At 61.6% G+C, this 11987-nt stretch carries 12 protein-coding genes; 9 read left to right on the forward strand and 3 right to left on the reverse strand.

What is annotated here, in order from left to right; translation table 11 throughout:
• The first annotated feature begins 40 nt into the window (after positions 1–40).
• Positions 41–1531 (forward strand): amidophosphoribosyltransferase, encoded by a 1491-nt coding sequence (gene purF / locus ATY75_RS05130; protein ID WP_088936697.1) that lies wholly within the window; start codon positions 41–43, stop codon positions 1529–1531.
• A gap of 79 nt (positions 1532–1610) precedes the next feature.
• The gene (locus ATY75_RS05135) at positions 1611–2351 is read left to right on the forward strand and encodes an SDR family NAD(P)-dependent oxidoreductase (protein WP_088936698.1); all 741 of its coding nucleotides are present in this window, start codon (positions 1611–1613) and stop codon (positions 2349–2351) included.
• An 8-nt stretch (positions 2352–2359) separates the two neighbouring features.
• Here the strand turns inward: ATY75_RS05135 and ATY75_RS05140 are convergent, their stop codons facing one another.
• The gene (locus ATY75_RS05140) at positions 2360–3088 is read right to left on the reverse strand and encodes a GH25 family lysozyme (RefSeq protein WP_088936699.1); all 729 of its coding nucleotides are present in this window, start codon (positions 3086–3088) and stop codon (positions 2360–2362) included.
• A gap of 306 nt (positions 3089–3394) precedes the next feature.
• On the opposite strand from ATY75_RS05140, the gene cysS reads away from it, so the two are divergent.
• The 6 genes from cysS to cimA all read left to right on the forward strand — a co-directional run bounded on the left by cysS (position 3395) and on the right by cimA (position 9178).
• Positions 3395–4786 (forward strand): cysteine--tRNA ligase, encoded by a 1392-nt coding sequence (gene cysS / locus ATY75_RS05145; protein ID WP_088936700.1) that lies wholly within the window; start codon positions 3395–3397, stop codon positions 4784–4786.
• 208 nt (positions 4787–4994) lie between these two features.
• Positions 4995–5471: a GFA family protein gene (locus tag ATY75_RS05155; RefSeq protein WP_088936702.1), complete on the forward strand. Its 477-nt coding sequence runs from the start codon at positions 4995–4997 to the stop codon at positions 5469–5471.
• Entirely contained in the window at positions 5468–5956 is a 489-nt protein-coding gene (locus ATY75_RS05160; RefSeq protein ID WP_088936703.1) for a GFA family protein, read from the forward strand. The genes ATY75_RS05155 and ATY75_RS05160 overlap by 4 nt, the downstream gene beginning before the upstream one ends.
• Positions 5953–6429, forward strand: a complete 477-nt coding sequence (locus tag ATY75_RS05165; protein WP_088936704.1) for a GFA family protein — start codon at positions 5953–5955, stop codon at positions 6427–6429. Before ATY75_RS05160 ends, ATY75_RS05165 begins: the two co-directional genes overlap by 4 nt.
• Positions 6426–7388, forward strand: coding sequence for a prolyl aminopeptidase (pip, locus tag ATY75_RS05170; protein ID WP_088936705.1), 963 nt, complete (start codon positions 6426–6428; stop codon positions 7386–7388). The genes ATY75_RS05165 and pip overlap by 4 nt, the downstream gene beginning before the upstream one ends.
• Before the next feature lie 176 nt (positions 7389–7564).
• Complete coding sequence (gene cimA, locus ATY75_RS05175) at positions 7565–9178, forward strand: citramalate synthase (RefSeq protein WP_088936706.1); 1614 nt, start codon at positions 7565–7567, stop codon at positions 9176–9178.
• 19 nt (positions 9179–9197) lie between these two features.
• Here the strand turns inward: cimA and ATY75_RS05180 are convergent, their stop codons facing one another.
• Positions 9198–9677, reverse strand: a complete 480-nt coding sequence (locus ATY75_RS05180; protein WP_049733904.1) for a GNAT family N-acetyltransferase — start codon at positions 9675–9677, stop codon at positions 9198–9200.
• Between the two features lie 310 nt (positions 9678–9987).
• Here ATY75_RS05180 and rarD point away from each other — a divergent pair, with 310 nt between their 5' ends.
• Complete coding sequence (gene rarD, locus ATY75_RS05185; protein ID WP_088936707.1) at positions 9988–10902, forward strand: EamA family transporter RarD; 915 nt, start codon at positions 9988–9990, stop codon at positions 10900–10902.
• 69 nt (positions 10903–10971) lie between these two features.
• Here the strand turns inward: rarD and ATY75_RS05190 are convergent, their stop codons facing one another.
• Positions 10972–11904, reverse strand: a complete 933-nt coding sequence (locus ATY75_RS05190; RefSeq protein WP_088936708.1) for a hypothetical protein — start codon at positions 11902–11904, stop codon at positions 10972–10974.
• Between the last annotated feature and the right edge of the window lie 83 nt (positions 11905–11987).

Below are 11987 nucleotides of genomic sequence, written 5' to 3' on the forward strand. Positions count from 1 at the left end.
AAATGCCGATCCATTCTTGTGAGAGCAGAGGCCCGCAGAAATGAACCAGTCCCATTCCTTGCCCACCGACGATCCGCTCGACGGAGATACGCTGCATGAAGAATGCGGGGTTTTCGGAATTCTGGGACATCCCGATGCCGCCACACTGACGGCTCTCGGTCTGCATGCCCTGCAGCACCGCGGACAGGAAGCAGCCGGCATCGTCTCCTTCGACGGCAAACGCTTCTATCAGGAGCGCCATATGGGCCTCGTCGGCGATCACTATACCAACCCGATGACGCTCGCCCGCCTGCCCGGCAGCATGTCGATCGGTCATACGCGCTACTCGACGACCGGCGAAGTGGCGATGCGCAACGTACAGCCGCTCTTTGCCGAACTCGAGGAAGGCGGCATCGCCATTGCTCATAACGGCAACTTCACCAACGGCCTGACGCTGCGCCGCCAGATCATCGCGACCGGCGCCATCTGTCAGTCGACCTCCGATACCGAAGTGGTCCTCCACCTCATCGCCCGCTCCCGCCATGCCTCCACATCCGACCGCTTCATCGATGCGATCCGCCAGATGGAGGGCGGCTATTCGATGCTCGCGATGACGCGCACCAAGCTGATTGCCGCGCGCGACCCCACAGGCATCCGCCCGCTGGTGATGGGCGAACTCGACGGCAAGCCGATCTTCTGCTCGGAAACCTGCGCGCTCGACATCATCGGCGCCAAGTTCATCCGCGATGTCGAAAACGGCGAAGTCATCATCTGCGAAATCCAGCCCGACGGCTCGATCAGCATCGATGCCCGCAAGCCCGGCAAGCCCCAGCCGGAGCGCCTCTGCCTGTTCGAATATGTCTATTTTGCCCGGCCGGACTCGGTCGTCGGCGGCCGTAACGTCTATACGACGCGCAAGAACATGGGCATGAACCTCGCCAAGGAAGCGCCCGTCGAGGCCGACGTCGTCGTGCCGGTGCCCGATGGCGGCACGCCTGCTGCGCTCGGCTACGCACAGGAAAGCGGTATTCCCTTCGAATACGGCATCATCCGCAACCATTATGTCGGCCGCACCTTCATCGAGCCGACCCAGCAGATCCGCGCCTTCGGCGTGAAGCTGAAGCATTCAGCCAACCGGGCGATGATCGAAGGCAAGCGCGTGGTGCTGGTCGATGATTCCATCGTGCGCGGCACGACCTCTCTGAAGATCGTGCAGATGATCCGCGAAGCCGGCGCGCGCGAAGTTCATCTCCGCGTCGCCAGCCCGATGATCTTCTTCCCGGACTTCTACGGCATCGATACGCCCGACGCCGAAAAGCTCTTGGCGAACCAATATGCCGATGTCCAAGCCATGGCCAAATATATCGGCGCGGATTCGCTTGCCTTCCTGTCGATCAACGGGCTTTACCGCGCCGTCGGCGGCGAGGACCGCAATCCGGCCCGCCCGCAGTTCACCGACCATTACTTCACCGGTGACTATCCGACCCGCCTGCTCGACAAGAACGGCGAGTCGATGGGCAACAAGCTTTCGATGCTTGCCAGCAACGGCTGAGCCACCGTCATTTTGACTTCCCTTCCGAGGGGCCGATTTGCGCCCCTCGCCTTTGCACGCAAATCCGGAACCGGGGCAGATGAACATCAATCTTGAGGGCAAGATCGCGCTCGTTACCGGCGCATCGCGCGGCATCGGCTATTTCACGGCGCTGGAACTCGCCAAAGCCGGCGCTCATGTGATCGCCTGCGCCCGCACGGTCGGCGGGCTCGAGGATCTCGACGACGCGATCAAGGCGGTCGGCGGCACGGCGACGCTGGTGCCCTTCGATCTGGCCGACATGAACGCGATCGACGCGCTCGGCGGCTCGATCTTCGAGCGCTGGGGCAAACTCGATATCCTCGTCGCCAATGCCGGCGTGCTCGGCGTCATTTCGCCGATCGGTCATATCGAGGCGAAGGTGTTCGAAAAGGTGATGACCATCAACGTCACCGCGACATGGCGGCTGATCCGGTCGGTCGACCCGTTGCTCGCCCGCTCGGATGCCGGCCGCGCCGTCATCCTGTCTTCGGCTGCCGCCCACAAGTGCCGGCCCTTCTGGAGCGCCTATTCCGCGTCCAAGGCCGCCGTCGAGGCGCTGGCCCGGACCTGGGCCGGCGAGAGCCAATCGACGCCGCTGCGCATCACCAGCGTCGATCCGGGCGCGACCCGCACGGCGATGCGGGCGCAGGCGGTGCCGGGCGAAGATCCGCAGACGCTGCCGCATCCCTCCGAGGTGGCGAAGGCGATCCTCCCGCTGCTCGGTCCGGGCGTGACCGAGACCGGCAAGCTGTTCATCGTGCGGGAAAACAAGCTCGTCAATTACCGCCTGCCGGAATAAGCAGGGATTCACTTGGCTGCGACGGCTGGGAACAGATGCGCGAAGCCCGTTTCCGACGGGCACAGTGCATTGAGGTCCACCGCTCCTTGAATGCCGCCGACAGTGCCGTTATCGGCAAATTGCCAGATCGACCAACGACTGCAATCTTCCTGCGCCGGTTCCTTGAATACGCTTCGCAGCCAGAGGTAATGCTCAGGGAAGCGGGATTCATTGCCCTTCAGATACTGATCATAAAATTCCTGGGTGACATAGAAAATCGGCTTTTCCGGAAAAGTGCCCTTCAGTTCGGTGAAGAAGGCATTCACTTCGGCGGCCATTTCCTCGAGCGTCGGGACCTTGTTGCAATTGCCGACAAACTCCAGATCGACGGTGATGGGCAGGGTCTCCGGCGCCTTCGGCACGGTTGCCAGGACATTCTGCGCCTGATCCTTGCCCGGGCGGCAGAAGGTGAAGAAATGATAGGCACCTCTGATCAATCCGGCATCGCCGGCACGCTGCCAGTTATCGGCGAACCTGGAATCCTTGTGGTCGCCGCCTTCGGTCGCCTTCATGATCGCAAAACGCACATTCGGCTGCGCGGCCACCGTCTTCCAATCGATGTCGCCCTGGTGATGGCTGACATCGATGCCCTGGATCGGATAGGTTGACAAAGACGGATTGTTGAAACGAAGCATACCGAAATCGTATGCGAAATATGCGGTCGATGCGACTGCCAGAATTGCAATCGCTCCGATCATCCCCCGGCCCCAGCCCCTCACGTATTTCTCCCCTATTTTCAGCAACTTCCCAACTGCCTATAAGCGATTTGCGCCACGAAAATGGCAGGTGAGCCGTGCCGCGGATCATTGCTCGCCCCTCTTGACCAAAGGCCATTCCCGCGCCATAAATCCCGCCATGAAAACGATTATCTGCATTATCTGCCGGAAGATTATTCGCTAGCGCACGCGCTGGTCCGGCCGTTTTCGTCTCCCAAATAGTCAGATGCGAAACGCCCCGGCCCGCCGGTCGCGATGTTTTTCTAGTTGTGCTTATGGGAGAGTGGAATGGGCGGCATGCCGGAATTGAAGCTGTACAACACGCTGACACGGGAAAAATCGGTCTTTGCGCCGATCGATTCCGACAATGTCCGCATGTATGTCTGCGGTCCGACCGTCTATGATTTCGCCCATATCGGCAATGCCCGCCCGGTCATCGTCTTCGACGTGCTGTTCCGGCTGCTGCGGCATGTCTATGGCGAGGATCACGTCACCTATGCCCGCAACATCACCGACGTCGACGACAAGATCAACGCGCGGGCGCTGAGGGATCATCCCGGCCTGCCGCTGAACGAGGCGATCCGCGTGGTCACGGAAAAAACCGAGACGCAGTTTCACGCCGATGTCGCCGAACTCGGCTGCCTGGAGCCGAGCGTCGAGCCGCGCGCCACCGACAATATCGTTGAGATGACCGAGATCATCGAGAGGCTGATCTCCAATGGCCATGCCTATGTGGCTGCAGGCGAAGTGTTGTTCGACACCAAATCCATGGCGGACTACGGCCAGCTTTCGAAGCGCCCGCTCGACGAGCAGCAGGCCGGCGCCCGCGTCGCCGTCGATGCGCACAAGAAAAACCCGGGCGATTTCGTGCTCTGGAAACTGTCGAGCCACAACGAGCCCGGCTGGGAGAGTCCCTGGGGCCGCGGCCGGCCGGGCTGGCATATCGAATGCTCGGCGATGAGCCGGCGTTATCTCGGCGATATCTTCGACATTCATGGCGGCGGGCTGGACCTGATCTTCCCGCATCATGAAAACGAGATCGCCCAGTCGCGCTGCGCCCACGGCACCGAGGTGATGGCGAATGTCTGGATGCATAACGGTTTCGTGCAGGTCGAAGGCCGCAAAATGTCGAAATCCGAAGGCAATTTCGTCACCATCCACGATCTGCTGCACACACAGGTTTTCGGCGGCCGCAAATGGCCGGGCGAAGTGCTGCGCCTCGCCATGCTGATGACGCATTACCGTGAGCCGATCGATTTCTCGATCAAGCGGCTCGAGGAAGCCGAACGCCTGCTCGCCAAATGGCCGGCGACGGAGCCCGGCGATGCCGAGCCTGACGAGACCGTGCTGAATGCACTCGCCGACGACCTCAACACGGTGGCGGCGGTGCAGGCCTTGCACGCTTTGGCGCAGGCCGCCCATAGCGATCCCGCCGCCGGCGCCCGTTTTGCCGCAACGGCTGCCCTCCTCGGCCTGTTGCCGAAGAAGGCCGAAATCGACGAAGCCGTCGCAGCCGCGGTCGATGCGCTGGTCGCCATGCGTCTTGAAATGCTGAAGGCTAAGAACTTTGCCGAGGCCGACAATATCCGCGACGAGCTGACCGCAAAGGGTATTCAGCTGAAGGACGGCAAGGATGCAGCGACCGGCGAGCGGGTAACGACGTGGGAGGTCAAGCGGTGAGAGCCGTGTCTTGGGATAAGGCCCCTCCCCAACCCCTCCCCACAAGGGGGAGGGACTACGGTGCCGCGCTGCTCCGAAACGACGTCACGGCAATTGTAAGCCTTCGGGGCGGAAATAAAGGTGGTGCCACGAGAAAGCCCTCCCCCTTGTGGGGAGGGTTGGGAGGGGTTTTCTTTTTCCCATCCACATTGTTGCGGAGGGCTTGTCCATGACAACCTATACCGGCGGATGTCAGTGTGGTGCGGTGCGCTTTCTCGTCAGCGGCGAACTCAAGGATTCGTCGATCTGTCATTGCCGCATGTGCCAGAAGGCGTTCGGGGCCTATTACGCGCCGCTGGTCTCGGTGCGCGGCGCCGATTTCGCGTGGACACGCGGAGAGCGGAAAAAATTCCGCTCTTCCAATTTCGTCGAACGCGGCTTTTGCAGCGATTGCGGCACGCCGCTTTCCTACGAGGCGCCTGACGGGGTTGCGATTGCCGCGGGCGCCTTCGACGATCCTTCGGCGCTTCCGCCAGTGGTGCAATTCGGCACCGAGGGCAAGATCCGCTTCGTCGATCATCTGCACGAGTTGCCGGGGCACCGGACGGAGGAGGATGCGCAATCCGCTCCCTTCGTGCTCGAACTGGTCTCCTTCCAGCATCCCGATCACGAGACGCAAGTATGGCCGCCCAAGGAGCCCAAATGACAGCGCAGACGAACTCAAGCGGCGGGTGCCAGTGCGGGGCCGTGCGTTACCACGCCGAAGGCGAACTCGGTTATCCCCATCTTTGCCATTGCCGCATGTGCCAGAAGGCGGCCGGCAATTATTTCATGCCGCTCGGCGGCGTGATGCACAGCAATTTCACGCTGACGCGAGGCGCGCCGAAATGGTTCCAGTCCTCGGATCTGGTGCGGCGGGGTTTTTGCGGCGATTGCGGCACACCGCTGTTCTATGACATTCCGGGGACGGATTTCATCAACATCACGCTCGGCTCACTTGACGATCCTGATGCGGTCAAGCCGGTGATGCAATCGAACACCGGCCGCAGGATGTCCTGGTTTCACGCGCTCCCCAGCCTGCCGGTGGAGCCGGAGCCCGAAACGCCCGAGCGCGAGGACGCGATCGCGGCAAGCAACCATCAGCATCCCGACCACGACACGAAAAGCTGGCCCCTTGGAGAAACCCTATGACGGACACGATCAAGACAGGCGGCTGCCAATGCGGCGCCGTGCGCTTTCGCATCTCAGGCAAGTTGGGGCGCCCCTCGATCTGCCATTGCCGCATGTGCCAGAAGCAGTTCGGGGGATTCTTTTCCGCGCTGGTCACCGCACCTGAAGACGGGATGGAATGGACGCGCGGCGCGCCGAGCTACTTCCAGTCCTCGGTCAACATCGACCGCGGCTTCTGCAGCAATTGCGGCACGCCGATGACTTATCGCCACCCGGGCGGGCTGGAGCTTGCCATCGGCACGTTCGACGACCGCAGCGATCTGGCGCCGCTGATCCAGGTGAATTACGAGGCCCGCCTGCCCTGGGTCGAGGAAATCTTCGAGGCGCCGGTGCTGAAGGATCAGGATTTCTATGCACGGCAGGAAGCGATCATCTCCTTCCAGCATCCCGATCACGATACTTCAGTCTGGCCCGAGAAAGGCGTGAAAATATGACCGAAATCCTGCGCACGCTCTATCCCGAAATCGAACCCTATGCCTCCGGCCATCTCGATGTCGGCGACGGCCATGTGATCTATTGGGAACGCTCGGGCACATCAGGCGCCAAGCCGGCCGTCTTCCTGCATGGCGGCCCCGGCGGTGGTTTCTCGCCCGCCCATCGGCGGCTTTTCGATCCGGCCCTCTACGACGTCATGCTGTTCGACCAGCGCGGCTGCGGCAGGTCGACGCCGCATGCCGAACTCAATGCCAATACGACCTGGCACCTCGTCGCCGATATCGAACGTCTGCGCGAGATGGCCGGTGTCGAGACCTGGCAGGTGTTCGGCGGCTCCTGGGGTTCGACGCTGGCGCTCGCCTATGCCGAGGCGCATCCGGCGCGTGTCTCCGAGCTTATCGTGCGCGGCATCTATACGCTGACCAAGGCCGAGCTCGACTGGTACTATCAGTTCGGCGTCTCGGAAATGTTCCCGGACAAGTGGGAGCGCTTCATCGCGCCGATTCCGCCCGAGGAACGGCATGAGATGATGCATGCCTATCATCGCCGCCTGACGCATGAGGACAGGAGCGTGCGCCTTGCAGCCGCGCAGGCCTGGAGCATCTGGGAAGGCGAAACGATCACGCTGCTGCCCGAGCCTTCGACGAGCGGCAAGTTCGAGGAACCGGAATTCGCCTATGCATTCGCCCGCATCGAGAACCATTTCTTCGTCAATGCCGGCTGGATGGATGAGGGACAGCTGATCCGCGACGCCGGCAAGCTCAAGGATATTCCCGGCGTCATCGTGCATGGCCGCTACGACATGCCCTGCCCGGCCAAATATGCCTGGCTGCTGCACAAGGCCTGGCCGAAGGCGGAATTCCACCTGATCGAGGGTGCGGGGCATGCCTATTCGGAGCCTGGGATTCTCGATCGGCTGATCCGGGCGACGGATCGGTTTGCCGGGAAGACAAACTGATTGTTTGAGGCGGCCCCTCACCCTAGCCCTCTCCCCGCGCGCGGGGAGAGGGGACGAGCTCTGCGATACCGCGCGGCATCTCCCTTCTCCCCGTCAGAACGGGGAGAAGGTGGCGGCAGCCGGATGAGGGGCAGCATCCGCATTCCAACAACACCCGCCCGCCGGGAGGAAACGACATGAAAGAACGCATCTACCTCTTCGATACGACGCTCCGGGACGGGCAGCAGACGCCCGGCATCGATTTCTCGGTAGAGGACAAGATTGCGATCGCCGCGATGCTGGACGAATTCGGCATCGATTACGTCGAGGGCGGCTATCCCGGCGCCAATCCGACCGACACGGCCTTCTTCAGCGAGAAGCGCACCGGCCAGGCGAGCTTCGTCGCCTTCGGCATGACGAAGCGGGCGGGCGTTTCGGTTTCCAACGATCCCGGCGTTGCCGGGCTGCTGCAGGCGAAATCCGACGCCATCTGTTTCGTCGCCAAGAGCTGGGACTATCATGTCGCGGTGGCGCTCGGCTGCACCAACGAGGAAAACCTGGAAAGCATCGCCGAAAGCGTCAAGGCGGCGGTCGGCGCCGGCAAGGAAGCGATCGTCGATTGCGAGCATTTCTTCGACGGCTTCAAGGCCAATCCGGCCTATGCGCTTGCCTGCGCCAAGACCGCCTATGAGAGCGGCGCCCGCTGGGTGGTGCTCTGCGACACCAATGGCGGCACGCAGCCGCCGGAGGTGCGCGCCATCGTCGAGGCGGTGATCGCCTCAGGTGTTCCCGGAAGCTGTCTCGGCATCCACGCCCATAACGACACCGGCCAGGCGGTCGCCAATTCGCTGGCTGCGGTCGAAGCCGGCGTCCGGCAGATCCAGGGCACGCTGAACGGCATCGGCGAGCGCTGCGGCAACGCCAATCTGGTGACGCTGATCCCGACCTTGGCACTGAAGAGCGCCTATAACACACGCTTCGAAACGGCGATCGACGAGGAGCGGCTGCTCAATCTCACCCGGCTCTCGCATGCCTTCGACGAGTTGCTCAACCGCTCGCCCGATCATCAGATGCCTTATGTCGGCGCTTCCGCCTTCGCTACCAAGGCCGGCATCCATGCATCGGCGCTGCTCAAGGATCCCCGGACCTATGAACATGTGCCGCCCGAGAGCGTCGGCAATTTCCGCAAGGTCATGGTCTCGGACCAGGGCGGCAAGGCGAATTTCATCAATGCGCTGAAGCGGCGCGGCATTACCGTCGCCAAGGAGGATCCGAAGCTCGATCTGCTGATCTCGATCGTCAAGGAGCGTGAATCCATCGGCTATGCCTATGAGGGCGCGGATGCGAGCTTCGAGCTGCTCGCGCACCGCACGCTCGGCACGATCCCGGAATTCTTCACCATCGAAGGCTTCCGGGTGATGATCGAGCGCCGCTTCGACAGTCTTGGCCGCGTGAAGATCGTCTCGGAAGCGGTGGTCAAGATCACCATCGACGGCCAGACGCTGATGTCGGTTGCCGATGCCGAAGGCCCGGTCAACGCGCTCGACCTGGCGCTGCGCAAGGATTTCGGCAAATACCAGCACGAGATCGACGATCTGGTGCTCGCCGATTTCAAGGTGCGCATCCTCAACGGCGGCACGGCGGCGATCACCCGGGTGCTGATCGAATCCACCGACAGCGACGGCGTGCGCTGGTGGACGGTCGGCGTTTCGGAGAACATCATCGACGCCTCGTTCCAGGCGCTGATGGATTCCGTCATCTACAAGCTGATGAAGAACCGGCAGCTCGCCGGCAAGATCGCGGCGGAGTAAGTCTATTCCGTCGCTAGGGCTAACCGCGGGCAAACGCCGCCAGCGTCTCGCCCGTCATCCGATAGCGGATCCATTCTTTCTGCGGCTCCGCGCCAATCGCCTCGTAGACACGGATCGAGGGTTCGTTCCAGTCGAGCACGCTCCATTCGAAGCGGCCGCAACCCTTCTCCAGCGCGATCTGCGCCAGGCGCCGCAAAAGCGCCTTGCCGGCGCCCGAACCGCGCGCGTCCGGTGTTACGTAGAGATCTTCCAGATAAAGGCCGTTCTTCGCCTGCCAGGTCGAATAGCTGAAGAAATAAACCGCCATGCCGATGGCTTGACCCTCGCGTTCGCAGATCAACGCATGCGTGACTGAACCGTCGCCGAAGATTGCCGCACGCGTGCTCTCCTCGGTCGCCTCGACCTCGTGGATCGCCTTTTCATAATCGGCCAATTCGCGGACAAATCGCAGGATCGTTGCCGCGTCTGAAGGCGTTGCCGGGCGTACGGTAAGGGTCATGTGAGCGGCTCCTGATCTGGCGCTTGGCGTTCCAGATGAAAGAACCTGCCGGGCCTGTCAACTGAAGGCGCAGATCATCAGCGGGTTTGCGAGTTTGTTCCCTCGATTGGTCCGCCTGTCGCCTGCCCGCGGCAGTCTGGAACAGGATTCGGATTTTTGGAGGCCGATACCAGCCTTTGCCGCTATCATGCGTTCATTCTTCCCCATCCGCTTCAAATCCTCTTAGCCTTTATTCAACGAAATGAATTGGCCTATTCACGGCGCTTAAGCTAGGCCGGATCAGAAGAAGAACAAAGATGGAAACACCCCGATGTCGACCGATGCAACCGTTCCCTTGGCCAAGAACGAAGACAGTCCGCGCGGTTTCGCCTTCGCGCTGACGGCCTATCTGCTCTGGGGCTTCCTGCCGATCTACATGAAGGCGGTGGCGCATATCTCGCCGGCCGAGGTCATCGCCCACCGCATCGTCTGGTCGCTGCCGCTGGCCGGCATGGTGCTGATCGTGCTCGGACGCACTGCGGATATCGCGACGGCGCTGCGCTCGCCGCGCATGCTGGCGATGGCGGCGCTGACGGCGTCGCTGATCACCGTCAACTGGGGCACCTATGTCTGGGCGATCGGCGCCGGCCATTCGCTCGACGCAGCACTCGGCTATTTCATCAACCCGCTGTTCAGCATCTTCCTCGGCGCGGTGCTCCTCAAGGAGAAGCTGCAGCCGCTGCAGATCGCGGCGATTGCGCTGGCCGCGCTTGCCGTCGCCATTCTCGCATTCGACAGCGGCGGCATTCCGTGGGTGGCGCTGACGCTGGCGATCAGCTGGGGGTTTTATGCCTTGCTGCGCAAGACGCTGCCGCTCGGGCCGAACCAGGGCTTCTTCCTCGAAGTGCTGATCCTCAGCGGGCCTGCCCTTCTCTATATCCTCTATCTCGAATTCGGCAGCGGCCAGGGCCATCTCTATCGCACCGGCCTTGCCGACACGGCACTGCTGCTCGGCTGCGGCGTCATCACCGCCGTGCCGCTGATGATCTATGCCAATGGCGCCAAGCTGCTGAAGCTCTCGACGATCGGCATCATGCAGTATATCGCGCCGACGATGATCTTTCTGATCGCGGTCTTTATCTTTCACGAGCCGCTCGGCACGGCGCGCATGATCGCCTTCCCGCTGATCTGGGCGGGGCTGTTCCTCTATAGCTGGTCGATGCTGAAGGGAAGCCGCGGGCGCTAGCTGCTCGGTCCCGCCATTTTATGGGCATTATTCCTTGGGAGCGGAGGCATCATGGCGGAGCGCATAGGCTCAAAGCCATGATACCAGCGCCACGCGAATAATGATTCCGGCCAGCGCACACAAGACGGCGACGCCTGCAACGGGTCGGAGCGCAGGTACTGAAGCGGTAAGAATGGAGATACCGGGAAGGTCGAGAGGGTTCAGCAGAAATGCGGAACTATGAATGATTTTCTCGGTTGGGAGGCTTAGCTCCTTGTGAATGTCGAATAACAGTGTGACGGCTGCGCTCGATCCTGCCAGGCACTTCGTCAGGAAGAACAGGACATCCTGTTGCGAAACGCCGAGCAACTGAAGCAGGGGCTGCGTAACGGACATGAATGCTGAGAGTGCTCCTGTACTTTGGATTAGTCTTACTAGCGCAAGAGAGATCACGAGCACCGGCAGGACCGCGGAAATGACCCGAATGGCATCTGCGCCACCGCGATTTATCGCCGCGAGCAGGTCAAGCCTTGCGGCGACGTGGTAATCCACTTTGTTATCGGAACAAATCTTTCCAGACACAGGACGGCGCCCAAGCATCCAATATGCAAGGCTGGACGCGACAAGCGCTCCGCAAATGCCGTTCAATATGATCAATGCGGGATCAACACCGAGACCGGCGAGCGGAAAGCTGGCATTTGCCGGCGCCGCCGCAAGCACTGCGGCAAGGGCGGCGGCCATAAATCTGTCCGATGTTTTTCTGTGCGCCATGAGCGACAGGGCCGCAATCGGGGCAGCCGAACTTACGAGGCTGAGCTGTAAGACCGCCAAGGCTCCCAAACCATCCAAGCCGAAAGACCTCAAGAGCGGATTGGCTCGGCCGGCGACCCATCGCAATGCGCTCATTCCTTCGAGGTAACGCATCAGCGAGAATGTCACGATCATCAGCGGCAGAAACGTAAATAGCGCAATATCGACGGCACTGCGCCCTGCATCCAGGATAGCATTGATCAGAATCGTCATAGAACACGAGGGGATTTGACGGCCAGGCTGAAATTCACGGCTGGCCTGATAGGAGAAGCGCGGCCCCCGGGGATGTCGGATCC

This window comes from Rhizobium sp. N122, assembly GCF_002211295.1.
Taxonomy (GTDB): Bacteria; Pseudomonadota; Alphaproteobacteria; order Rhizobiales; family Rhizobiaceae; genus Rhizobium.

What these genes read in the sequence shown, in the direction of transcription:
- purF (WP_088936697.1), top strand. Translation starts at nt 41, where the DNA reads ATGAACCAGTCCCATTCCTTGCCCACCGACGATCCGCTCGACGGAGAT.
- ATY75_RS05135 (WP_088936698.1), top strand. Translation starts at nt 1,611, where the DNA reads ATGAACATCAATCTTGAGGGCAAGATCGCGCTCGTTACCGGCGCATCG.
- ATY75_RS05140 (WP_088936699.1), bottom strand. Translation starts at nt 3,088, where the DNA reads ATGATCGGAGCGATTGCAATTCTGGCAGTCGCATCGACCGCATATTTC.
- cysS (WP_088936700.1), top strand. Translation starts at nt 3,395, where the DNA reads ATGGGCGGCATGCCGGAATTGAAGCTGTACAACACGCTGACACGGGAA.
- ATY75_RS05155 (WP_088936702.1), top strand. Translation starts at nt 4,995, where the DNA reads ATGACAACCTATACCGGCGGATGTCAGTGTGGTGCGGTGCGCTTTCTC.
- ATY75_RS05160 (WP_088936703.1), top strand. Translation starts at nt 5,468, where the DNA reads ATGACAGCGCAGACGAACTCAAGCGGCGGGTGCCAGTGCGGGGCCGTG.
- ATY75_RS05165 (WP_088936704.1), top strand. Translation starts at nt 5,953, where the DNA reads ATGACGGACACGATCAAGACAGGCGGCTGCCAATGCGGCGCCGTGCGC.
- pip (WP_088936705.1), top strand. Translation starts at nt 6,426, where the DNA reads ATGACCGAAATCCTGCGCACGCTCTATCCCGAAATCGAACCCTATGCC.
- cimA (WP_088936706.1), top strand. Translation starts at nt 7,565, where the DNA reads ATGAAAGAACGCATCTACCTCTTCGATACGACGCTCCGGGACGGGCAG.
- ATY75_RS05180 (WP_049733904.1), bottom strand. Translation starts at nt 9,677, where the DNA reads ATGACCCTTACCGTACGCCCGGCAACGCCTTCAGACGCGGCAACGATC.
- rarD (WP_088936707.1), top strand. Translation starts at nt 9,988, where the DNA reads ATGTCGACCGATGCAACCGTTCCCTTGGCCAAGAACGAAGACAGTCCG.
- ATY75_RS05190 (WP_088936708.1), bottom strand. Translation starts at nt 11,904, where the DNA reads ATGACGATTCTGATCAATGCTATCCTGGATGCAGGGCGCAGTGCCGTC.